The 22286-nt window shown below is 37.6% G+C and carries 25 protein-coding genes; 15 read left to right on the top strand and 10 right to left on the bottom strand.

What is annotated here, in order from left to right; genetic code table 11:
* Window positions 1–30: 30 nt before the first annotated feature.
* The 3 genes from ilvA (at window position 31) to J663_RS00695 (ending at window position 3729) form a co-directional block, all read left to right on the top strand.
* Window positions 31–1578, top strand: a complete 1548-nt coding sequence (ilvA, locus tag J663_RS00685; RefSeq protein ID WP_171073653.1) for a threonine ammonia-lyase, biosynthetic — start codon at window positions 31–33, stop codon at window positions 1576–1578.
* 144 nt (window positions 1579–1722) lie between these two features.
* The gene (locus J663_RS00690; protein WP_033847250.1) at window positions 1723–2373 is read left to right on the top strand and encodes a potassium channel family protein; all 651 of its coding nucleotides are present in this window, start codon (window positions 1723–1725) and stop codon (window positions 2371–2373) included.
* A gap of 18 nt (window positions 2374–2391) precedes the next feature.
* Complete coding sequence (locus J663_RS00695) at window positions 2392–3729, top strand: TrkH family potassium uptake protein (protein WP_033847252.1); 1338 nt, start codon at window positions 2392–2394, stop codon at window positions 3727–3729.
* Between the two features lie 38 nt (window positions 3730–3767).
* On the opposite strand, the gene J663_RS00700 is transcribed toward J663_RS00695, so the two are convergent.
* Window positions 3768–4919, bottom strand: a complete 1152-nt coding sequence (locus tag J663_RS00700) for a phospholipase A (protein ID WP_033847253.1) — start codon at window positions 4917–4919, stop codon at window positions 3768–3770.
* Between the two features lie 20 nt (window positions 4920–4939).
* Window positions 4940–7879 carry an insulinase family protein gene (locus J663_RS00705; protein ID WP_033847255.1) on the bottom strand — a complete coding sequence of 980 codons (2940 nt, stop codon included), beginning with the start codon at window positions 7877–7879 and terminating at the stop codon, window positions 4940–4942.
* A 381-nt stretch (window positions 7880–8260) separates the two neighbouring features.
* Between J663_RS00705 and J663_RS00710 the strand changes: the two genes are divergently transcribed.
* From J663_RS00710 to J663_RS00745, 8 genes are all read left to right on the top strand, one after another.
* Window positions 8261–9265 (top strand): adenosine kinase, encoded by a 1005-nt coding sequence (locus J663_RS00710; RefSeq protein ID WP_033847256.1) that lies wholly within the window; start codon window positions 8261–8263, stop codon window positions 9263–9265.
* Window positions 9266–9281: 16 nt separating this feature from the next.
* The gene (locus tag J663_RS00715; RefSeq protein ID WP_002121079.1) at window positions 9282–9590 is read left to right on the top strand and encodes a Rieske (2Fe-2S) protein; all 309 of its coding nucleotides are present in this window, start codon (window positions 9282–9284) and stop codon (window positions 9588–9590) included.
* 25 nt (window positions 9591–9615) lie between these two features.
* A complete protein-coding gene (locus J663_RS00720; protein WP_033847258.1) occupies window positions 9616–10224 on the top strand; it encodes an OB-fold-containig protein in 609 nt (202 codons plus the stop codon).
* A 378-nt stretch (window positions 10225–10602) separates the two neighbouring features.
* Window positions 10603–10797, top strand: a complete 195-nt coding sequence (gene cydP, locus J663_RS00725; RefSeq protein ID WP_005073962.1) for a cytochrome oxidase putative small subunit CydP — start codon at window positions 10603–10605, stop codon at window positions 10795–10797.
* On the top strand, window positions 10797–12383 hold the full coding sequence (locus J663_RS00730) for a cytochrome ubiquinol oxidase subunit I (RefSeq protein WP_033847259.1): 1587 nt from the start codon (window positions 10797–10799) through the stop codon (window positions 12381–12383). The genes cydP and J663_RS00730 overlap by 1 nt, the downstream gene beginning before the upstream one ends.
* Window positions 12380–13525 (top strand): cytochrome d ubiquinol oxidase subunit II, encoded by a 1146-nt coding sequence (gene cydB, locus J663_RS00735; RefSeq protein WP_033847260.1) that lies wholly within the window; start codon window positions 12380–12382, stop codon window positions 13523–13525. The genes J663_RS00730 and cydB overlap by 4 nt, the downstream gene beginning before the upstream one ends.
* Before the next feature lie 10 nt (window positions 13526–13535).
* On the top strand, window positions 13536–13637 hold the full coding sequence (gene cydX / locus J663_RS00740) for a cytochrome bd-I oxidase subunit CydX (protein WP_002120988.1): 102 nt from the start codon (window positions 13536–13538) through the stop codon (window positions 13635–13637).
* Complete coding sequence (locus J663_RS00745) at window positions 13638–13937, top strand: cyd operon YbgE family protein (RefSeq protein ID WP_004791954.1); 300 nt, start codon at window positions 13638–13640, stop codon at window positions 13935–13937.
* Window positions 13938–13949: 12 nt separating this feature from the next.
* Here J663_RS00745 and J663_RS00750 read toward each other — a convergent pair whose 3' ends face one another.
* The 6 genes from J663_RS00750 to J663_RS00775 form a co-directional block, all read right to left on the bottom strand.
* Window positions 13950–14474, bottom strand: a complete 525-nt coding sequence (locus tag J663_RS00750; RefSeq protein ID WP_032036357.1) for a GNAT family N-acetyltransferase — start codon at window positions 14472–14474, stop codon at window positions 13950–13952.
* Window positions 14475–14552: 78 nt separating this feature from the next.
* The gene (locus tag J663_RS00755; protein ID WP_033847263.1) at window positions 14553–15224 is read right to left on the bottom strand and encodes a DUF2057 domain-containing protein; all 672 of its coding nucleotides are present in this window, start codon (window positions 15222–15224) and stop codon (window positions 14553–14555) included.
* 220 nt (window positions 15225–15444) lie between these two features.
* Entirely contained in the window at window positions 15445–16041 is a 597-nt protein-coding gene (locus J663_RS00760) for a nitroreductase family protein (protein ID WP_002121011.1), read from the bottom strand.
* Between the two features lie 188 nt (window positions 16042–16229).
* Window positions 16230–17342: a signal recognition particle-docking protein FtsY gene (gene ftsY, locus J663_RS00765; protein ID WP_033847265.1), complete on the bottom strand. Its 1113-nt coding sequence runs from the start codon at window positions 17340–17342 to the stop codon at window positions 16230–16232.
* 120 nt (window positions 17343–17462) lie between these two features.
* Entirely contained in the window at window positions 17463–17789 is a 327-nt protein-coding gene (locus J663_RS00770; RefSeq protein WP_033847267.1) for a hypothetical protein, read from the bottom strand.
* 99 nt (window positions 17790–17888) lie between these two features.
* Complete coding sequence (locus J663_RS00775; protein ID WP_002120892.1) at window positions 17889–18248, bottom strand: hypothetical protein; 360 nt, start codon at window positions 18246–18248, stop codon at window positions 17889–17891.
* A gap of 216 nt (window positions 18249–18464) precedes the next feature.
* Between J663_RS00775 and J663_RS00780 the strand changes: the two genes are divergently transcribed.
* From J663_RS00780 to J663_RS00790, 3 genes are all read left to right on the top strand, one after another.
* Window positions 18465–18698: a hypothetical protein gene (locus J663_RS00780; RefSeq protein WP_002121063.1), complete on the top strand. Its 234-nt coding sequence runs from the start codon at window positions 18465–18467 to the stop codon at window positions 18696–18698.
* Window positions 18699–18897: 199 nt separating this feature from the next.
* Window positions 18898–19272: a DUF2750 domain-containing protein gene (locus tag J663_RS00785; RefSeq protein WP_005802084.1), complete on the top strand. Its 375-nt coding sequence runs from the start codon at window positions 18898–18900 to the stop codon at window positions 19270–19272.
* Between the two features lie 144 nt (window positions 19273–19416).
* Complete coding sequence (locus J663_RS00790; RefSeq protein WP_002121094.1) at window positions 19417–19848, top strand: CBS domain-containing protein; 432 nt, start codon at window positions 19417–19419, stop codon at window positions 19846–19848.
* Between the two features lie 55 nt (window positions 19849–19903).
* Here the strand turns inward: J663_RS00790 and J663_RS00795 are convergent, their stop codons facing one another.
* Window positions 19904–21112, bottom strand: a complete 1209-nt coding sequence (locus tag J663_RS00795; RefSeq protein WP_033847269.1) for an aspartate aminotransferase family protein — start codon at window positions 21110–21112, stop codon at window positions 19904–19906.
* 227 nt (window positions 21113–21339) lie between these two features.
* Between J663_RS00795 and grxD the strand changes: the two genes are divergently transcribed.
* Window positions 21340–21681: a Grx4 family monothiol glutaredoxin gene (gene grxD / locus J663_RS00800; protein WP_002120913.1), complete on the top strand. Its 342-nt coding sequence runs from the start codon at window positions 21340–21342 to the stop codon at window positions 21679–21681.
* Between the two features lie 47 nt (window positions 21682–21728).
* On the opposite strand, the gene J663_RS00805 is transcribed toward grxD, so the two are convergent.
* Complete coding sequence (locus tag J663_RS00805; protein ID WP_019767694.1) at window positions 21729–22052, bottom strand: hypothetical protein; 324 nt, start codon at window positions 22050–22052, stop codon at window positions 21729–21731.
* Window positions 22053–22286: the final 234 nt, after the last annotated feature.

The raw sequence follows: 22286 nt of genomic DNA on the forward strand, positions 1-22286 counted from the left end.
AATTTCCTATTTTAAACTGTTATAGGGAAGATGAACATGCTGTCTCGTGTGGTACGACAAATTTTACAAGCAACGGTTTATGATGTTGCAATTGAAACACCTCTCGAAGCAGCTCCACGAATTAGTCAAAAATTAAACAATACAATTCGTTTTAAGCGTGAAGATTTACAACCCGTTTTTTCTTTTAAATTACGCGGTGCCTATAACCGTATTAGTCAATTACCTAAAGAACAACTTGAACGCGGAGTAATTTGCGCCTCCGCTGGCAACCATGCTCAAGGCGTAGCATTGTCAGGACAAAGACTAGGAATTCCAGCTATTATTGTTATGCCAAGCACAACACCTGACATTAAAGTTCAGGCTGTTAAACGCTTAGGTGGCCAAGTCGTGTTACATGGCGATAGCTTTGATATCGCAAATAAATATGCTCAACAACGTGCAGAAGTTGAAGGTCTTGTATTTATTCCACCTTATGACGACGAGCTTGTCATTGCAGGTCAAGGCACAATTGCCAATGAAATATTACGTCAATGGCGTGATGTAGAATATGTGTTTGTTGCTGTAGGTGGTGGTGGCCTTATCTCAGGCGTAGCTGCTTACCTTGGTGAAGTTGCACCGCACGTAAAAGTTGTTGGTGTTGAATATGAAGAGTCTGCTTGTTTAAAAGCAGCTTTAGAAGCAAATGAACGTGTAATTTTGCCACATGTAGGCCTATTTGCAGATGGTACAGCTGTTGCACAAATTGGTGCTTTACCATTTGATATTATTCGTTTGCGCAAATCTGATAATTCAGGCCCGATTGTTGATCCTGATATTGTGACTGTGAATACAGATGAAATCTGTGCAGCAATTAAAGACACATTTGATGAAAACCGCAGCATTGTTGAACCTTCTGGAGCAATGGCATTAGCGGGTATCAAAAAATATATTCACGAACATAAAATCAGTAATAAAAATATGGTGTCGATTGTGTGCGGCGCCAATATGAATTTTGACCGCCTCCGTTATATTGCTGAGCGTACCGAGTTAGGTGAGCAACGCGAAGCGATTTATGCAGTTACCTTATCTGAAGAAAAAGGCGCATTCTTAGGCTTCTGCCGTGCTTTACAAGGCCGCAATATTACTGAGTTTAACTACCGAGCAAATAATACAGAGGAAGCACAAGTATTCGTCGGTATTAGTTTAAAAGGTGGAGATGCAGAGCGCCATGAAATTTTGGAACAATTAAAACAGCAAGATTATATTGTAGATGACCTTTCTGACGATGAAGTTGCCAAATTACATATTCGTTATTTAATTGGTGGTCACGCAAATCTAGATGATGAAAGATTGTTCCGTGTTGAGTTCCCTGAACGTCCAGGCGCCCTCTTAACATTCTTAACTCGTTTAGGTCCAACTCACAACATTACCCTCTTCCATTACCGTAACCATGGTGCAGCAGAAGGTCGTGTACTAGTTGGCTTACAAGCAACCGATGCTAAACAAAACCCTGATGGATTGATTGAGACACTCGAGCAGATTAATTATCCGTATGCAGAAATTACTGATAACGTCGGCTATAAACGCTTCTTAAAATAATCTTTAATTTTGATGAAGAAGCCGACAAAGTTGTCGGCTTCTTTATACAATCTTTTTATATTTCTATCATCTTTACATTGCTTCTCTTTATCTTAAAGAAAATATCCTTAAAAATAATGATCTAACTCGGAAAAAAGGACCAACATGGCACAGTTCGCAGTCATTGGCTTAGGTAGTTTTGGAGCCACAGTTGCTCAGGAACTCACAAAATTAAATCATGATGTTATTGGCATCGATACGGTAAAAAAGAATGTCGAAAATCTTGCCGACGTTTTAACTCATGCCGTCATTGCTGATGCCACTGACGAACATGTGCTTGACGAACTGAATATACAAAATTGTGACGCAGTTGTAGTCGCAATTGGTGAAGATATTGAAGCCAGTATTTTGTGTGTGCTGAATTTAAAAAATCTGGGAATTGAGAAAATTTGGGTTAAAGCAAAGACCAAAGCTCATCACACCATTTTGTCGCACCTTAATATCAATAAGATTATTCATCCTGAAGAAGATATGGGGGTAAGAGTTGCTCAAGCTCTGAACTACCCTATGGTAAGCCGTTATATGTCTTTAGAAGATGATCATTACATTATTAAAATTGAGATCCCAGATAAACTTAATGGCATCAATTTATATGGCATTATGCAGCAAGCGCCTCAAGTCAAAACATTGCTCGTGAAAAGACAGCAACAGATTTTGTTTGAGACCGAAGAAAATTTCACTTTGCAAACACATGATATTCTTATTTTAGAAGGTCACCTACCTCAGTTAAAGAAACTTTCTAACTGCTTCATATAAGAAAACGAACTCTAGAATATGTCTATATATCCCAAGCCCCATAAAACGTTAAATTTAAGCCCGCCTTCACTTTTAGCGCTAGGGTTTTTAGGCTTCATTATCTTTGGTACTTTATTGCTTAAACTGCCATTTGCCAATACAGGCAATGTCAGTTGGATGGATGCGCTGTTTACAGCCACTTCAGCAGTAACAATTACGGGTTTATCTGTTTTAAATATTCATGAGTCTTTTACCCTGTTTGGGCAAACTATTATTTTATTACTAATCCAATCTGGCGGTTTGGGGTTTATGACTTTTGCGATATTGGCGGCATTAAGCTTGTCTCCTAAAGTCGGCCTTAAACAGCAAATGATGGCTCAAGATAGTCTCGGACAAACGAGTCTATCAAAAGTTACTTTTGTTGCTAAAGGAGTTGTTACCTATACCCTTATTTTTGAACTGATTGGTACAATTATTCTCACGACTGCTTTTACACCAATATACGGGTTTGCACGTGGTTTATATTATGCGGTTTTTTATAGTATTTCCTCTTTTAATAATGCAGGTTTTTCATTATTTTCCAACAGTTTAATGAGTTTTCAAAGCAACTATATTATTTGTATAACCATTAGCGTCCTTTACACTTTAGGTGGTCTTGGTTTTTTAGTGCTCATGGATATTAAACAAAACAAAAGATGGAAAAAACTAACACCAAATAGCAAGCTTATTCTGACAACCATTGCAATTATTAACCTAGTTGCCTTTATTTTAATATGGGCTTTAGAAGCTCAAAATCCGGCAACTTTAGGGATGTTAAGCTCAGGTGAACAAGCATTAAACGCTTGGTTTCAAGCAACAGTTCCACGATCTTCAGGCTTTAATACCATTGATACAGGTGCAATGACCAACAGTAGCTCACTACTGATGATGCTACTGATGTTTATTGGTGGTGGTTCACTGAGTACAGCTGGTGGAATCAAAGTTGGAACCTTTGTCATTTTAGTGCTTAGTGTAATTTCATTTTTACGCCGTACAGATGAAATTAGAATATTTAACCACTCCGTATCTCACGAAACCACCTATAAAGCATTAGCGGTAACTGCTATTACGAGCATCCTCATCTTCATAGGCTTCTTTATTCTTTTGCTTTTAGAGCCTAAAGCAGATTTTATGAATTTGCTTTTTGAGGTTGTTTCAGCAGCATGTACAGTAGGTCTTTCTCGTGGAATCACACCAGATTTACATAATGGTAGTTTATTCATTTTAAGCTTACTCATGTTTGCTGGACGGCTTGGCCCTTTAACACTCGCCTATTTAATCGCTACTCCGAAAAAGAGTCGACTCAAACATCCTCAAGCCAATATTCAAATTGGATAATAAAAAAGCCGCTTTAAAAGCGGCTTTTTTATAGAGTTTTAGTACCAATTCAGGAGTGATACCCCCAAACCAGCATAAGTTGCTCGATGGTTATAATCAATCAAGCTTTCACCATAACCGTTAAACAATTGGAAATGTCCACGCAGCTTGCCACTAATCGGGAAAGCCCAGTCAAACTGAACAGCGCCATGAGAATCATCACCACCCTTCAACGAATGACGCAGCATTAGAGAGAAATCATTCTGCTTCCACTTATAAAACGCTGTTAAATCACCACGGCCGATGTAATCTTCCATATCCGGGTTATTATCATCTTTACTATCCTCTTCAAGACGAATCCATGGACGAAGCATTAAAGCAAAGTTACCGCGCTCTAATCCAACATTAAAGATGACACGATTCCAGCTACGAGATAATGGATCTGAACGACCATTTGACTGATGGTTTAGGGTAACTCCAAGTAAACGCCCATCTAAACCAAGCAACTCGTAGTTCGTTCTAAACATTAAACTTGCTTCTGGCTCATAGTTCGTTTCACGAAATGGACGAGATTCTTCAGCATTAAACGTCTGCCAACGTGAAGATTGGGTATAACCCACCCACAAATCGCCATTATTTCCAAAAATATTTTCCCAAGCTTTCGTTTTCAAAGAAATCTGAAACTTACTTTCTGTTGATTTCAGATTCTGAGCATCAGTTACAGTATTATTTGGATTTGGACTACTTGGGAATTCATTCTTATCACTGGTCCAAAATACGGGTAGTAAATAGACTGGCTGATAAGCACGAATATTCCAAACACCTAGCTTACTTTTTTCTGATAACTCCCAACGTTGATCTAACAAAGAAGTAGTCGGTTCAAGTGTAGGCGCTTTACCAATCACTTTAATATTACTAACCGTATCTACAACCTTCTCTTTCAATGTTGTTGGTTGAACAGCAGGCTGATCAATTTTTTTAACAGGCTCAGGTACTACCGCGGCTTGCACAACTGGTTGAGCTGCTGGTTTAAATACAGAGTCGTAACAAGCCAGACGATCAGCATTTGAAGCAAGAGCAACACATGCATCAACTGTCGCAGGGGTTACAGGTGCCAAGGTGTCAGCATATGTCACAGACGCACATAAACAGCTAAGCACGATTCCCATGCTTAGCTGTAAAGATGTGCGTTCAAATTGTCTGAACGCCATGTTCATCTCCAATTTTTATTTTAATTAACTTGTTGAATGGTAAAACCTAATTGCTGCAATTCATCACGTTTTGCAAATGGCGCAACTACAGCTTTTACAGGAGTTTGTTCTACTAAATATTGACGAGCAACACGTTTTAAATCATCCAATGTTACATGCAACAATCTTTCACGCAAAGTACGGCGGAAAGCTGGTGTTCTTGCATGCAACAATGCATAACATGCTGTAATCGCTTCACCTGCTGGAGAGCCTGGTTTATCCATACTTGCCACTAAACCAAGAATCGCTTCTTCAAGCTGATGAGGTTGTTGCTCTGTATTTAATAACCATTGCACGCTTGCTTCAAAGTCTTTAAACGTCTCTGCTAAACGTGGGTCACGGTAGCTAAAGAAACGGAATGAACAAGCATTTCCATCATAACTAGCACCGCCGCCATAAGCACCACCTTTTTCACGGATAGCACTGTGCAAGAATCCGTTACGTAAATAAGCTGCCAATACCATTAATGGAGCCGCATCTGGATGTGATACTTCTACGGCTTGATATGCAGACGCACAGAATTGAACATTGGCCTGAATTAACCACGCTTCATGATTATTATCATTAGCTTGTTCTACTTGAGTTAACTCAGTTGTAGTTGTATCAACATTCAACTTATCCCAAACATTCTGGATTTCTTCAACCAAACGTTCAGATTGATGTTCTTCACACACTAGTAAGAACTGTTTAGGTGCTTGCAACAACTTACTATGAATACGTTTTAATTCTGCAATCAGCTCATCGTAAGCGGCATCATCTTGGGTAATTTTAGTAACAAGCTCACCCAACCAATTCAATGCACCTAAACCCGTGTTTTGATAGTCACGTTGAGCCAGGGCACTCATGTTACGAGAAGCAATCTGCATCGCATAGCTGTGACCTGAACCAGATAAACGAGATTGCCAACGTGTTTTACGTTGTTGCAGTAACTCGATAATTCGTTCTTTCTCATCAAATCGAAGCTGTTCAAATGCTAATTTTAATAAATGAATTGCATCAAATTTCTGAGTCAACGATTTAGTCGTTAAAGTCAGCCAAGCACTAATTTTATCTTTATCATCAACTTTACTACGTAAAGAAGCGCCCATTCCTAAACCACCACTTACAGCGGTTTGCAAGTTTTGTAGTTCAAGATAGTCATATTCGCCTGCACCTACTTCACCCATCAAAATAGAAAGCAAATTGAAGTAAGGTGACTTCACAATATCTTCAGGGATCTGGATAAGTACTTGTTGATAATAAATGCCGTTAGTACCCGCATGATACAAGTTCAACGGTGTATCCATACGATTACAAATAATTTCACGTAACTGACCTTGCACAATATGCAAGTCAGCAGGTACATCTTCCAAACCTACTTTTGGCAATAACTCAAGATTATCAGGAGTATCTTGACGTTCCTCTAGGGCCTTAGTCTTAGCAATGATTTCAGCTTTATCAGCGTCTGTTAGCTTTTCACCGATAGCTGCTAAACGAGCTTTTTCCGCTTCCTGCTCTTTTACAGACTTGGTCGGATCTGGAACTAAAGTCATCTGTACGCGATGAGGGTTGTCGAGCAAATGTGTTTGAATCAGATTTGATAGCCACATTGGGTCTTTCAACTCTTCTTTAACCTGTGCAATTGCGCTGTCGACGTCCCAAATTTGAATTGGGTCATTATGGTGAATCGCACCACTTAAACCATTTAAAATTAGACTTAAACCATACGGTGTACCATCACCATTAATTTCACGTTGATGTAACTCGATTTGATGCAAAATTGCATCGACTAAATTACTATCAATTGGTTTAGCAGCAACATCACGCAGAATATTTAAAACACCATCTCTAAAGCTTTGAGCATGTTCAGGATTTGAACCTTGAACGCCACAGTAGAAAGTCATTTCAAAATTACTATCGTCTACGCCCATTAATGGACCTGTAGATTGAGCATAACCACAAGTTTCTAAGTAATGACGTAGTGGCGAAGCTGAATTTTCTAATAAAATCCCTTCAACTAAACGCATTCCTAAACGCAATTTAATGTCGTTTGCTTCTGGTAATAACCAAGATAGAACATGATATGTTTTATCTTTTAAATCATCACTATCAACACCATAGTTTTCTGTTACTTCAATTGGTGCAGCTAAACGTTTTTCAGGCTTAGAATATAAAGTTGTTCCTGCAGAAAACTTATGTAGAGCTAGTTTTTCAAATTGCTCTTGTAGTTCATATGCTGTCTGATTACCAAAGGTCATGAATACAGCATTACTTGGGTGGTAATGTACTTTATAAAAATCGACTAACTGCTCATACGTTAAATCAGGAATATCTTTCGGGTCACCACCTGAGTTGTAATGATAGGTTGTTTCAGGAAATAAATGATGAGCCAACTGATGATAAAGTTGGTCAGACGGTGCACTCATCGCACCTTTCATTTCATTAAAAACAACACCTTTATAAACAGGTTGCCCATTTTCCAGTTCAATACGAATACCTTCTTGAGCAAAATCAAGCGGATTCAAATTAGCAGCAAATGCCGCATCAAGATAAACAGAGAGTAAGTTTTGGAAATCTTTTTTGTTTTGAGTAGCGAATGGATAAGCAGTCCAATCTGCTGCTGTAAATGCGTTCATAAAAGTATTTAAAGAACGACGAATCATTAAAAAGAATGGATCACGTACCGGAAACTTTTCAGATCCACACAAAGCCGTATGTTCTAAAATATGTGCCGTGCCTTTAGAGTCCATAGGCTGGGTTCTAAAAGCAACAAGAAATACATTTTCATCATAATCAGTTGCCAAGTGATAATGCACCGCACCTGTGACTTTATGCTTATATTCAGACACTAAAATATCTAATGCTTCTACATGGTGCTGACGTAGCAACTGAAACGCAGGGTGAACAGTTTGAGAAATGGTTTCAGTGACATCTACAGTCATGTGATCTCCTAACATATCGGATAAGTGAATAAGTCTCATTATAGCCTGAGTCAGCTTGAGATTGGCGAACAAAAGCCAAGTAAAATACTATGTTTTTGTTGAGTATTAGTTTTCATTGGCACAGCTTTGATATCAAACACATAGCCATGAATGTTTTATCCTAACAGAACAAAAGCTTTTAATTCTATGTATATGATAGACATTGAATTAAAAAGCTTATCAATTTTATCTTAACGAGCTATTTTCGAATCTAAAGAATATTCACACAACAATATTTTTCCACTAATTTTTGATTTAACTGAATTTTATTCAACAAACTACAGCAAATCCAAGCAATGGTGTAAACTTAGCAACCTGATTTTTTATTTTGTGACAACACATATGGCAACTGTAGATCTTTTTGCAATTGGTAATGCATTAATCGACCAAGAATTTAAAGTGTCTGATGATTTTCTTAGTCAACAAGGTTTGCAAAAAGGCACTATGCAGTTGTCCGATGGCGACACTCAATCTGCTCTTTATGCAGAGTTAAAACAGCATCAAGATTACAAAGGTCAAGCAAGTGGTGGTTCTGCTGCGAATACTACTGTAGCCTTTAGTGCATTAGGTGGAAGTGCTTTTTATGGTTGCCGCGTTGGTAACGATGATTTGGGTTCAATTTATCTGCAAGGTTTAAATGAAGCTGGCATCCAAACCACTCCAAAGTCAATTAGTGAAGGTGTAACAGGCACCTGCATGGTACTCATTAGCCCTGACTCTGAACGTACGATGCATACCTATTTGGGCATCACTGCTGAACTTTCTCAAGATCAAATCGACTTTGAACCGTTAAAAACAGCAAAATGGCTTTATATTGAAGGTTATCTTTCTACAAGTGAAACAGCGCGCAAAGCTGTAAAACAGGCCAGAGAAATTGCAAAAGCAAATGGCGTTAAGATTGCTTTATCTCTTTCAGATCCTGCCATGGTGCAATACGCTCGCGAAGGCTTAGAAGAACTTATGGATGATGGAGTAGATTTACTATTTTGTAATGAACAAGAAGCCTTAATGTATACAAATACAATAACTGTAGAAGACGCTCTTGCTCAATTACGTTTTAAAAATCATACAGTAGTCATTACACAAAGTGCTAAAGGTGCTTTAGTTTCTAACTATACTCAACATTTCCATGTGGCAGGCCGTCATGTAGAAGCCGTTGATACCAATGGTGCGGGTGATGCATTTGCAGGCGCATTCCTATACGCCCTAAACCATCATCAAGATTTGAATGCTGCTGCACAGTTGGCTGTCTTGATTTCTAGTGAGGTTGTTTCTCAGTTTGGCCCACGTTTAGCAATTAATGATTATGCTAAACTTCTTGAAAATTTTCAGAAGGAATGTGCTTGAAATGGAAAGGATCTGTATGACGGAAGAAGTTCCTGAGCGTGAAGCTAGAGCTTTTGACACTTTACAAGGAACTACTATTTTCATTACGCAACGTGATGGCGCATTCTATGCTTATCAAAACTTATGCCCTCACTTGCAAACAGAGCTTGAATATTTAGAAAATCAATTTCTTGATCAAGACCAAGAGTATATTCAATGTTCTACCCATGGTGCTTTATTCACTGTGGAAACAGGCGAATGTATCTCAGGACCATGTTTAGGTGATTTTTTAAATAAAGTTGAGATTAAAGTACATTCAGATGGCGGTATCTATATCGTAGACTGAAGCGATCAACATTAGAGTTTCTGCCATGGCTGATTTCTTTTTCAATTATTATCTTATGCCATTTCACTTAAGTGTAGTGGCTTTGATATTACTCAGCGTGGTAGAAACCATTGGTATGTATATTGGACTTCGTCCAAGTCAATTACTCAAAAAAATTGCGCCTGTTTGGCTTTCTAACTCGCCACTACTTAACGTTAAATTTTCTAAAGCTTTAATTTTCGTTTTTTTACTTATCAATTTTAGTTTTGCAGGCTATTTTTTACAGCTCTCTTTCTTTGCAATCCAGCATTATTTTATTTCACCATTTTATTTAATCGTCCCAGCTCTTGTCATCGCAATCTTTTTTACTGTGTTCATGATTCACTGCCTTGACCAAGTAATTAAACCAAAGCTTATTCATACAAACTATAATCTTTTAGGACGATTAGCGACGGTTTCCAGTGGTAATGCTAGACCTGGGTTTTCTGCCCAAGCGCGTGTGCGTGATGAATTCGGCCAGCTCCACTACGTTCAAGTCGAACCAGAATACGGCGAACTCGAATTATACTCTCAAGTTATCCTTGTCAGAGTGCATAAAAGCCATTATGTAGCCAAGAAAATTTCTGTATCAAACGATCTTTTCGCCCCCGATTAAATTCTCACTACTATTCTATTTACTTACTGCTTTTAGCAGGCTTTATTACGTCTATATTTTATTATTTTCTTTTTAATTAATTATTTATTATTCCAAGTTTTTTAGTTTGAAATAGTATTTATAAATATAATATACAACCATTTTAGTTGGTATTAAATTAAAACAAACTATTTTAATCAACTTAATATTTTTATTTACAAGTGTTTTAGTAGGATTTAATAATCAATTCAAACTATTTTAGTATGGTATTTATTTTAAAATATTAAGTGATTGTTTTATATAAATTAATTATTTAAATATTCATTTAAAATATATTTAATGTTTATTTTTATTATATTTTGATTAATAATAAAATTAATATCAAATGAGGTTTAATTTATGAGCCTTAATTTTAAAAATCTTAATGGTCGTTTAGTTAAAGAAATCACTATTATTCTAATAATAAAAATAGTGCTTCTCTTAACGATCAAACATATTTGGTTTGATGCTCCCACCATCCCCAAAAATTTTGACAATCAGGTCGCCGAGCATATTGCTGGCGATAACATTTCCCACATTAAGGAGACACGTTGATGATTTCTGAAAGCGTGGTTGATCTTTCGCGGTTTCAATTTGCGATGACCGCAATGTATCACTTTCTTTTCGTCCCTTTAACTCTAGGTTTGGCATTTATCCTTGCCATCATGGAAACCACTTATGTCATTTCCGGTAAAGAAATTTACAAGGATATGACTAAATTTTGGGGAAAATTATTTGGTATTAACTTTGCTTTAGGGGTAACAACTGGCTTAACCATGGAGTTCCAATTTGGAACAAACTGGGCTTATTACTCACACTATGTAGGTGATATTTTTGGTGCTCCATTAGCAATTGAAGGCCTTATGGCATTCTTTCTTGAGTCTACATTTATTGGTTTATTCTTCTTCGGATGGGACCGTTTGAGTAAGGTTCAGCATCTAGGCGTAACGTGGTTAGTCGCTCTAGGTTCTAACATGTCAGCACTCTGGATTTTAGTGGCGAATGGTTGGATGCAAAACCCAGTAGGTGCTACATTTAACTTTGAAACGATGCGTATGGAGTTAGTTGATTTCGGCGCGCTGATCTTTAACCCTGTAGCTCAGGTGAAATTCGTGCATACCGTTTCTGCGGGCTATGTAACTGGTGCAATTTTTGTACTCGCCATCTCAAGCTATTACTTACTTAAAAAACGTGATCTTCCTTTCGCACGTCGCTCATTTGCAATTGCTGCCATTTTCGGTCTCGCATCTACACTTTCAGTGATTTTGTTAGGTGATGAATCTGGCTATGAGCTCGGTGATGTTCAAAAAACTAAACTCGCTGCGATCGAAGCCGAATGGGATACTCATCCTGCTCCTGCTCCGTTTACTTTGTTTGGTGTACCAAACCATGAAGAGATGCGGACAGATTACGCAGTTAAAATTCCATATGCATTAGGTTTAATTGCAACTCGTTCAACAACCAAAGAAGTTACTGGTCTTAAAGATCTCATGCAACAGCATGAAGTTCGTATTCGCAACGGTATGCTTGCCTATGCCGAACTTGAAAAATTACGTGCAGGTGATCGTTCACCAGAGTTATTAGCCTCTTTTGAAAAAAATCAAAAAGATTTAGGTTATGGCCTACTTCTTAAGAAATATGCACCGAATGTAGTTGATGCAAGCGAGCAAAATATTAAAGCTGCTGTAAAAGATACTGTTCCAAATGTTACAGCGCTATTTTTCTCTTTCCGCGCAATGGTTGCCTCTGGTTTCTTAATGCTATTACTCTTCGTTTTAGCGACTTGGGCTGTAGCAAAAAGAAATGCTGAAAATAAACCTTGGCTACTGAAATATGCATTGTTGGCTCTACCGCTTCCTTGGATTGCTGCACAAACTGGCTGGTATGTAGCTGAAGGTGGTCGTCAACCGTGGTCTATTGGTGAAATTCTACCAACTCATCTCTCTACTTCTAGTTTAAGTACTGGTGACGTATGGGGTTCGATTATTGCACTAGCAGCGTTCTACACCGCTCTTTTGATTATTGAAATGTATTTAATGATCAAATTTGCTCGTTTAGGACCAAGCTCTCTACACACTGGCAAATATCATTTTGAAAAGCAAGAACCGAAAGCAGCTGTTAATGGGGAGGCCTTATCATGATTGAATATGAATTATTGAAAATCATTTGGTGGGTGTTAGTCGGTGTACTACTCATCGGCTTTGCTCTTACCGATGGCTTTGATATGGGATCTATGGCTCTCATGCCTTTCGTTGGAAAAACCGATAGCGAACGCCGTGCTGCAATCAATACCATTGCCCCACACTGGGATGGTAATCAGGTCTGGTTTATTACGGCAGGGGGGGCATTATTTGCTGCATGGCCAATGGTTTACTCAGTCGCTTTCTCAGGCATGTACTGGGCACTTTTGTTAGTTCTATTTGCACTTTTCCTAAGACCAGTAGGTTTCGATTATCGCTCTAAACTTGAAAATACCAAATGGCGTAACTCTTGGGACTGGGGTCTATGCATCGGTGGTGCTGTTCCAGCGCTTGTGTTTGGTGTGGCTTTCGGTAATTTGTTTTTAGGTATTCCTTTCAGTTTAGATAGCACATTACGCTCTGAATATACAGGTAGCTTTTTTGCCCTTCTTAACCCCTTTGCTCTAGTTTGCGGTGTGGTAAGTCTGTCTATGCTGTGTGCACATGGCGGTGCATGGCTCATGCTACGTACTGATGAAGCTTTAAAACAACGCTCTGCCAAAGCCACTCAAATTATGGCAATTATCTTTTTAATTTGTTTCTTTGTAATTGGAGCATGGCTGTATTTTGGGCAAGTGCCAGGTTATAGCTATGCTGTTGCTATAGATCCAAATGCTGCGCTTAACCCTTTAGCTAAAGAAGTGGTTACCAATAGCAATCCAGGTTGGATGAACAATTACAGCACCTATCCAATTACTAAAGTTGCCCCTGTTCTTGCCATATTAGGCGCAATCATTGCAATTTTTGCTTCTTCAAAAGTAAAAGCAGGCTTAAGTTTTACTGGTACAAGTTTAATGATTGTAGGAGCAATTTTAACTGCCGGTTTTGCCCTATTCCCATTTCTACTTCCATCTAGTATCAATCCTAATTCTAGTTTGACAATGTGGGATGCTGTATCAAGTCACCTTACTTTAGGCGTTATGACGGTTGCTGCCTGCATCTTTGTTCCTCTTATTTTGATCTATACCAGCTGGTCTTATTACAAAATGTGGGGAGTCATCACTAACAAACATATCGAGTCAAACTCGCATAGCTTGTATTAAGGAGAAAACTATGTGGTATTTCGCATGGATCCTAGGCATTTTGATGGCATGTTTTGCGGGTGTACTCAGCGCGCTTTATATCGAACACCATCAAGATTTAGATGAGGAATAAATGATGGCAAAAGCAATGACAGCATCAAATCATCGAAAAGCTCAAGCATTTGCAATGGCCCTTTCTTTTCTGTTGGCATTGCCGCTTGCTGCAATTTTGTTAGTTTACCCTTCACTCATGCTTGATGCTAACGGACACTACAATCATAGCCAACTTATGCTGGTGATGATTGGTATATCTGGTGGATTTATTTACGGAGTAGGTTTCGTACCCAACTTCTGGTTATGGAAATGGCTATTTAGCCCGTGGGTGGCTTGGCCTCTCATGCTTTTAGGCTATTACATCTGGTTCCTAACCTAAATCAAAAAGACCTCATCTGAGGTCTTTTTTCATTTCAACCAATTTAATAGGGACCCTTGGCACCCCTACATTTGCTTCAACCGGATATGGCTGCTTATTACCCGTTTTCATATATCCACGTCTTTCATAATAAGCGATCAATTCAGAACGGACATCTAGCACATACATTAAAGCGCTGGTCAGATGGGGATCTTCTTTCAATGCATATTGCTCTGCATATTCTAAAACAGATCGACCCACTCTCATATTTTGAACTTGAGGATCAGTACAAAATGTTCCAATCTCAACCTGATTATTTTCAAATGTAAGCCCAATACAAGCAATAAGCTTAGAAGCAGAAGTTTCCGCTATCAATAATGTTGAATTCCTAAGTTGTAGTTGTTCTTCTAATTGAAACTCTGTAATACGCTGTCCTTCTACCCAATCAAGTTCTGTTGTCCAACTTCTATCTTGTTGTTCTCGATAGGACTTATTAATTAAAGCTACAAGTTGTGGAATATCAGGAAATTGAGCTGAACGGAAATTTAAATTATTCATAAAATATACTTAGGCTATTTATAAAAATTCTAAAAATAAAGCCGATATTAAATCGGCTTTATTTTAAATAGCAATTAATTAATTTGATTGTTCAGCTAACCATGCCATAAATTTTTGACGCTCAGCTTTAGAAGCTTTCTGCCACGTTTCAACTAAACGTTGATCATTCGTTTGAGCTACACCTGTTACTGCCATAGATGTTGGAGCTGGTACAGCCACCTGAGCAGGAGTTGGTTTAGCCGATGCATAAACCGCCTCAGGCTGCGATTTAGATGATTTAGTCGTAAAATCAGTGACTTTACCTAATAAGCCAGTTGCAAACCATGGTTTTGCCTCATTGTTTGCACCAGTTTGTTGTACGATTAATTCATTATTTGCGCTGTACAAAGCCACAGTTGGTTGCTCAGCATATTTCTTTGCTTGTTCAAATTGCTTTGGTGCATCTACCATTCTGAGCTTATAAGTTTGCCCATCTTTGAGTACTGGAGTTTGAATTGTGACTACTCCAGATTTAACAATGTCATGCTCCCCGCTTAAATGTTCAAAGTATTCTTGGTAGCGCACACTTAAGCTTGTTTCACCAGCATCGACTTTATAATTATTTTTAGATGAACGAAATAACCCAGAGTTGACTTCCTGACCATTCACCGCAAGGATTACAATTTCCTCTGGTGCTGTAATTGTAACTGCTGAAAATACCGAACCGCTGAGTAATAAACCAATTGCAGCAACACCTAATCTTAAAGTCATCTGTCTCTTTCTCTGTGTTTGATAAGCTATTAAATCATGAGCAATATGCAATATGATTGTGACTATTTTATGACAAAGCATTTATCGACTAATTTCTTGATTTATTATTTTGAAATATGCATTTGAATTTCATAAATTTTCGTTTTATATATTCCTCCTATTCATTCTAAAAACATAAAAAAAGCACCTAAAATAGGTGCTTTTTTTAATTTCAATTAAATTAATTGAAAGTTTTGAAACGATCAGCATCATTAATAAATGCTTTTTCACCTGCTGGTGCTTCAACCGAACCAAATACTAATTGAGCACGTAATTTCCAAGTTGCAGGAACATCAAATGCTTCAGCTGCGTCTGCATCGACAATTGGGTTATAGTGCTGTAAAGAAGCACCTAAACCAAGCTCTGAAAGCGCAGTCCAAGTTGCAAATTGAGCAATTGCACTTGAGTGTTCAGACCATACAGGGAAATTGTCTGCATATAGTTCGAATTGCTCTTGTAAGCTTTTAACAACAGCTTGGTCTTCATAAAATAAAACCGTACCAACACCAGCTACAAAGCTATCAATTTTTGCATTTGTACCAGCAAAAGCTTCTGCAGGAACAATTTTACGCAAAGCTTCACGAACTAAATTCCAGAATTTAGCATGAGATTCACCGTATAGTGTCACTACACGTGAAGATTGTGAGTTAAAAGCTGAAGGACTATGTTTAACTGCTTCACGGATAGTTTCTTCAATTTTAGTGCGATCTAATGCAACGTTTTTACCAATTGCATAAATTGTACGACGGTTTTTAATTTTATCTAAGAAAGTAGACATTTTGTTATTTCCTACCTATTGATTTGACCAAGGGTCGTTGTTTGGGAATGAGTACAGTGTATTAAAGTCATTTTTCATAATCAGCATTAAAAATATGACAGTTCGTTTTATTTTCGCAACAATAATAAAAGATATACATATAAAAAAGCTTCACGATTTAGTGAAGCTTTTTAGGGTTACCAATCAATTTACTTATCAGTTTCAAACAGCGCAGCAACAAAAGATTTAGCCGAGAATGGTCTTAAATCATCAATTTTTTCACCTACACCAATAAAACGAATTGGCACATGGGTGCGGCTTGCAATATTAAAGAGTACACCACCTTTAGCTGTTCCATCCAACTTGGTAATGGTAATACCCGTTAAACCTACAGCTTGATCAAACTCTTGTACTTGGTTAATCGCGTTTTGACCTGTTCCTGCATCTACCACCAACATAATTTCATGAGGTGCAGTTGCATCAATTTTCTGCATAACACGTTTAACTTTTTTGAGTTCTTCCATCAAGTTACTCTTATTATGAAAACGCCCTGCCGTATCCGCAATTAATACGTCAATTCCTTTAGCACGAGCACTTTCAAAGGCATCAAAAATAACAGAAGCACTATCAGCTCCATGACCTTGCGCTACTACAGAGATATCATTACGTTCACCCCAGATCTGTAATTGCTCAGTTGCTGCGGCGCGGAATGTATCACCAGCAGCCAACATCACTTTTTTACCTTCACCTTGTAAACGTTTCGCCAACTTACCAATAGTTGTAGTTTTACCCACTCCATTTACCCCAACCATCAAAATCACATAAGGTGATTTATTAGGGTCAATATGCAATGGCTTAACACGTGGAGCCAACAAAGCAACTAACTCTTCTTGTAACGCTTTATATAAAGAGTGGGAATAGATCAAATCACCACGAGCTGTACGCTCTGTTAAATTGGTAATGATGGTTTTAGTTGCTTCAACACCAATGTCTGCAACCAATAATTGCTCTTCGACTTCTTCAAGTAACTCATCGTCAATTTCCTTTCCACCAATCAAGATATTGACCATACCATCAGCGAAATTACGACGAGTTTTGGTTAAGCCTTCTTTCATCCGGCCAAAAAAACCAGTTTTTGGTTGTTCAACCGGTGTTTCTGTAGAAGCCACTTCGTCTTTGGCTACTTCAATATTTTCTTGTGATTTAGCAGGAGATTCAACGATGGGAACATCGATAGCAGGTAAATTAGGTAATGTGACATCGTCATCACCGATCTCAGCATCTATCAAGAATTTATTTTGCATATTCGATTGTTGCTCCATGCGGATTCCTTGAAAAGCAGCGCGTTTAAAAAGATAAAGTTTAGCATAAATTCAAAATTTTGCCTGCCACAATAGTGCTCAAAAAGCTTTGGAAACCAAGATTTAGCCTGATTACCCTATTTACTGAGTATCTTCCTGAGCAAGTGCTGGATATTGTCTAATATGAGCACCTTCAAATTGATATGCATGCATTAACTTTAAATACTCTGCTCTATGAATTTCTGATTGAGCTATTAACAGCTCAGCCATATCCTGAGTTTTAGGATAAGTGGCCTGATGAGAGAGTTGTATAATTCGTTGATATTGTTCCGGACTAATAGGCCGAAGTAATGCTAAATATGACAGCATAAAAATACAACCAATGACAATAACCACAAATAGGTTAAAACATTGATCAACTTTTAACTCAGATTTTAATTTAAGAAAATTTTGTTTGAATATGAGCATGACCTACCTCGAATTAGTGTAGTGTAGGGTTCAATACTCATAAGCACAAGATCAAACATCCAGTAAGGCCAAGAATCGTACCTTACTGGATCATAATACTTAGCTTATTAGTGAACGAATGACGGAAAAGTATAAAATTGCTGCAATAATTACCAAGACTAAAAACATCGCAAAAATACTTAAACCTTCTTCAGCATCGGCTGGATGCAGTTCGTCTTCGTCAGCAATTTTTCTCAGTTCACCATCATAAACTTGATAAAACCAGTTTTTTTGTGCAGGTTCCAAATGCCGTGCAAAGTCAAATACCCTTTTGCGCTGAGCAAGACAATAATCCCCTAAATGGATCTCTTGATGAAAGATCGCTTCATCTAATAGTTTACGATGATAATGGGCTAGTTCTATGATTTGTTCCTCTCTAGGTGGAGTATCAAAAACAAAGCCATCGATAGTATTTGTCATATTTTATTCTCCTTGTCTTTTATTCTCATATTGATTTTACTCAAAATTATTTGTGAATAATGTTTAATCATGTATCCTAATAGTGAATTAACTGGTATGCACCAATAGTTGACAAATCCATTAATTTGTAATATTAGTTTAATAATTCTAAGTTAAATTAATTTAAAGGCAGTGGCCTTTAGAAAAAGTAATCATAATTACAATAAGGAGTTTTCTATGATTCAACGTATCTCTCATCATGATTTAGAACATGTGTACGCAACTGCAGTAAACACAATTCACTCTCAAATGAATTTTCAGGATGCAGTTGCACAGTTAGAAGAAGTTGCTCGCGCTGGGCACGGTAAAGCTGCTCTGTTTTTAGCAGAATTGTATTATCAAGGTTTCCGTGTTGAACGTGACTCACTTAAAGCACAATATTGGCAAAAGTTAGCCACAATGCAAGCATAAAGAAACGTCACCTAGGTGGCGTTTTTTTACGTCTGTAAATAAGTAAAACTAGCAATTTATCTAAAACTTTAGCCACTTTAAGTAAAGGATATGAATTTCACAGCTGGAATATTTGTTTACGATTTGATACCTGTTTAAACTGAAATGTCATCTGATTTTTTTATAATAAGCAAGACAAGTTAGAACCTTTAAATTCACAATGAAAAGTTTAAGTAATCTACAACCGGTTTCAAGAGACTTGATGATTAAGATTTATATTTTAAGAACCATGATGTATTGCGGGGTTCTTTGGGGATTATTTCATCAAGGATGGGCAATTAAATCAGATCAGGAAGACTTTATTTTTCCTTTTTGGCTTAATGGCTTACAGGCACATCGCTACGCAAAAGAGCATTGGCCACATTACAAACCAAGAAGAATTACACCTAAAGATTTCCATGAGTCCTTACTACCAACTTTAACACGACTCAACGTTACTCCTGCTTTGTTTAATTCATCTCATAGAAAATTAAAGTTATCTACTCAGCAAATGCAACATTTCTTTTTCAAACATCCGAATTGGCAAGGAGCGTAAAATTTTCTTTAGTTTCTTAATCTCTATTAGAATGCTTTTTGAACGCTTGAATGTAAAACTTGTATTTGAATGACTATCCAGTCTTTGCATTTTTATAAAATCAAGCTAATTTAAAACAAAATGATAAAACACAGGACAGAAGAAATGACAATCGTTGCACAAGTAATCAAGAACAAAGCAGAGCAAGATATTTTTACAATTTCTCCAGAAGCCACTGTCCTTGAAGCAATTAAGATTATGGCGGATAAAGGAATTGGTGCTCTCGTCGTAGCTGAGGGGGAAAAAGTTGTCGGAATTTTGTCTGAACGTGACTACACACGAAAAGTAACGCTTATGGAACGTTCATCATATAGCACTACAGTTGCTGAAATTATGACATCTAAAGTGCTTACAGTAAGCCTAAACAATACAGTTGAAGAGTGCTTACAGCTTATGACAGATCGTCACTTACGTCACCTACCTGTATTAGACAATGAAAAACTAGTTGGATTTATCTCTATTGGTGACTTGGTAAAAGCAGCAATGGAAGACCAGAAAAATTTAATTGAACAATTAAAGCAGTATATCTCTGGTTAATTATTTCATATAAAAAATGGGCATTTATATGCCCATTTTTTATTGATGTAAAAACTTAAAGATAGTTATTAATTAAAGCAACTAAACGCTCTAGCAAGTCATCAGCCTGTGCTTGAGTCATGTTAATTGGTGGCAATAAACGTACTACTGAACCAGCTGTAACATTAATAATAAGCTTATGTTGATCTCGAGCTATTGCAACGAGCTCAGCGCAGTCTCTAGGCAATTGAATACCAATCATCATACCAAAGCCACGTACTTGCACATCTTTATGTGCCAATTGCGCACGTAATTGATCAACAATATAACCACCAACAACTGCCGCGTTTTCTACAGCATTCTCTTTTTGGATTGTATCAATTACTGTATAAACCACACGAGAACCTAGCACTGTGCCACCATAAGTAGACCCATGGCTACCAGGCCCTAATAAGCCAACAGCTTTACCTTGGGTCATTACCGCGCCTACTGGAAAGCCATTACCAAGTCCTTTCGCAGTCGTCAAAACATCAGGCACAATGTTTGTATGCTTATAAGCAAAATACTTACCGGTACGGCCGTTACCTGTTTGAATTTCATCTAGCATCATTAGCCAGTTATGTTGATTACATATGGTGCGGACTTCTTCAAGATAGCTAAAGCCTTGAGGTGCTGTATTAATACCACCCTCACCTTGAATAGGTTCAATCAAAATCGCAACAATATCTGGGTGCTGCAAAGCAGCTTCTTGAATTGCTTCTACATCACCAAATGGCACACGAATAAAATCATTGGTTAAAGGAGCAAAACCATCTTGTACTTTCTTATTACCGGTAGCTGAAAGTGTTGCTAAGGTACGACCATGAAATGATTGCTCTGCCACAATTATCTTTGGGGAGCTTACACCTTGTTGAGTACCAAATTTACGAGCAATTTTAATGGCGCCTTCATTTGACTCTGCACCACTGTTTGAAAAGAAGATCTCTTCCATCCCTGAAACTTCAGCAAGCTTCTGAGCAGCTGCCGTTTGCCAAGGAATCTCAAATAAGTTACTCGTATGCACAAGTGTTGCAGCCTGTTCAGCAATTGCTTCTGCAATGACTGGATGCGCATGACCTAAACCACATACAGCAATACCGGTTAAAGCATCTAAATACTCTGTGCCATCTTCGGTATATAGATATGCCCCTCGGCCTCGTACAAAACTGATCGCTTGGCGACCATAAGTAGCCATTAAATGTGATGGTTGATCAGGTTGTATTGGAGCTAGGGTAATATCATTCATAACGAACTCTGTCTGTATGAGGTTTTAAGAAGGGTTTATATAAGCAAAAACTGGCTCTGATGAAAAGTCTCATCACTCATTTATCTAAAATTTCGTCCGCTTTTTGCTATCGCTTCGGTTTATACAATAAAATATTGAATATTCAATGCAACTTTAAGTAATCAGGTGGTTTGCAAAGCGATGTAAACACACCCTATAATGCTGCTAGATTAGTTGAGGATCTCTTTATGACTGAACAAGCACGTGATACTGAAGCGTTAATCCGCGATCAAATTGCGAAGCATCCCGTTTTACTTTACATGAAAGGCACTCCACAGTTTCCACAATGTGGTTTCTCTGCACGTGCTGTAGAGGCGCTCAGTCAAATTGGTCGTCCATTTGCATATGTAAATATTTTGGAAAACCCTGATATTCGTGCAACATTACCAAAAATTGCGAACTGGCCTACATTCCCGCAACTTTGGGTAAATGGCGAACTTATTGGCGGTAGCGATATCATGCTCGAAATGTTCCAAAATGGCGAATTAAAACCATTAGTTGAACAATACAGCGCAGCGCCAGAAGCGTAAATAATAAAAAAGCCAATCAATAGATTGGCTTTTTTATACTCTCAATTTTAACGATCACTTACCCCGACATAGCGAAATAAATTTTCCACACCTAAATCAGATTTTAAAATAATTAGATTTTCATAAGTTGTTGTTGTGAGAGCTTCAAAAATATTCATATTCGGATCTTCGTGCAACTCATCCACATTTTGATCCATACGCTCTTCAAATCGATCAGCAATAAATTCAAACCCCAAATCCATAGCAATAAATAAAGTATGTTCACATGGCTGAATATATTGTTCTTGCGCCCAGTCAATTATTGCTTGTTTGCAAAATGGACATTCAATATTCGCAGAAGCATCGTTAAGTTCAATTAATTGATAGTGCATTAGATTTGAAAAGAATAGAAAATTGTAGTGTAAAAGAAATTAATTGAAAGTTCTAGAAAAGGCTAGAACCACTCATCAAAAAATACACAATAAAATCACATTGTAATTACAATATAATTTCAAATTCCCAGTTGAAGGAAATATCTTAGTATATGTTTTAATTACAAAAAATTTAGTTTAAGAATTATCGTTGCAAAAATAATAATGTAAAATCATGGTTGTTGCAGAAATAGG

It is taken from the genome of Acinetobacter sp. 826659 (assembly GCF_000588515.1).
In the GTDB taxonomy this organism is placed as follows: Bacteria; Pseudomonadota; Gammaproteobacteria; order Pseudomonadales; family Moraxellaceae; genus Acinetobacter; species Acinetobacter pittii.

Bases quoted from the DNA above. Each gene is read 5' to 3' on its own strand.
- J663_RS00785 (WP_005802084.1), top strand. From the start codon at position 18,898: ATGAAAAGTTTAAGTAATCTACAACCGGTTTCAAGAGACTTGATGATT.
- J663_RS00730 (WP_033847259.1), top strand. From the start codon at position 10,797: ATGATTTCTGAAAGCGTGGTTGATCTTTCGCGGTTTCAATTTGCGATG.
- J663_RS00790 (WP_002121094.1), top strand. From the start codon at position 19,417: ATGACAATCGTTGCACAAGTAATCAAGAACAAAGCAGAGCAAGATATT.
- J663_RS00705 (WP_033847255.1), bottom strand. From the start codon at position 7,879: ATGACTGTAGATGTCACTGAAACCATTTCTCAAACTGTTCACCCTGCG.
- J663_RS00755 (WP_033847263.1), bottom strand. From the start codon at position 15,224: ATGACTTTAAGATTAGGTGTTGCTGCAATTGGTTTATTACTCAGCGGT.
- cydB (WP_033847260.1), top strand. From the start codon at position 12,380: ATGATTGAATATGAATTATTGAAAATCATTTGGTGGGTGTTAGTCGGT.
- cydX (WP_002120988.1), top strand. From the start codon at position 13,536: ATGTGGTATTTCGCATGGATCCTAGGCATTTTGATGGCATGTTTTGCG.
- cydP (WP_005073962.1), top strand. From the start codon at position 10,603: ATGAGCCTTAATTTTAAAAATCTTAATGGTCGTTTAGTTAAAGAAATC.
- J663_RS00690 (WP_033847250.1), top strand. From the start codon at position 1,723: ATGGCACAGTTCGCAGTCATTGGCTTAGGTAGTTTTGGAGCCACAGTT.
- J663_RS00750 (WP_032036357.1), bottom strand. From the start codon at position 14,474: ATGAATAATTTAAATTTCCGTTCAGCTCAATTTCCTGATATTCCACAA.
- J663_RS00695 (WP_033847252.1), top strand. From the start codon at position 2,392: ATGTCTATATATCCCAAGCCCCATAAAACGTTAAATTTAAGCCCGCCT.
- J663_RS00720 (WP_033847258.1), top strand. From the start codon at position 9,616: ATGGCTGATTTCTTTTTCAATTATTATCTTATGCCATTTCACTTAAGT.
- J663_RS00780 (WP_002121063.1), top strand. From the start codon at position 18,465: ATGATTCAACGTATCTCTCATCATGATTTAGAACATGTGTACGCAACT.
- J663_RS00745 (WP_004791954.1), top strand. From the start codon at position 13,638: ATGATGGCAAAAGCAATGACAGCATCAAATCATCGAAAAGCTCAAGCA.
- J663_RS00775 (WP_002120892.1), bottom strand. From the start codon at position 18,248: ATGACAAATACTATCGATGGCTTTGTTTTTGATACTCCACCTAGAGAG.
- J663_RS00805 (WP_019767694.1), bottom strand. From the start codon at position 22,052: ATGCACTATCAATTAATTGAACTTAACGATGCTTCTGCGAATATTGAA.
- J663_RS00795 (WP_033847269.1), bottom strand. From the start codon at position 21,112: ATGAATGATATTACCCTAGCTCCAATACAACCTGATCAACCATCACAT.
- grxD (WP_002120913.1), top strand. From the start codon at position 21,340: ATGACTGAACAAGCACGTGATACTGAAGCGTTAATCCGCGATCAAATT.
- J663_RS00710 (WP_033847256.1), top strand. From the start codon at position 8,261: ATGGCAACTGTAGATCTTTTTGCAATTGGTAATGCATTAATCGACCAA.
- ilvA (WP_171073653.1), top strand. From the start codon at position 31: ATGAACATGCTGTCTCGTGTGGTACGACAAATTTTACAAGCAACGGTT.
- J663_RS00770 (WP_033847267.1), bottom strand. From the start codon at position 17,789: ATGCTCATATTCAAACAAAATTTTCTTAAATTAAAATCTGAGTTAAAA.
- J663_RS00700 (WP_033847253.1), bottom strand. From the start codon at position 4,919: ATGGCGTTCAGACAATTTGAACGCACATCTTTACAGCTAAGCATGGGA.
- J663_RS00715 (WP_002121079.1), top strand. From the start codon at position 9,282: ATGACGGAAGAAGTTCCTGAGCGTGAAGCTAGAGCTTTTGACACTTTA.
- J663_RS00760 (WP_002121011.1), bottom strand. From the start codon at position 16,041: ATGTCTACTTTCTTAGATAAAATTAAAAACCGTCGTACAATTTATGCA.
- ftsY (WP_033847265.1), bottom strand. From the start codon at position 17,342: ATGGAGCAACAATCGAATATGCAAAATAAATTCTTGATAGATGCTGAG.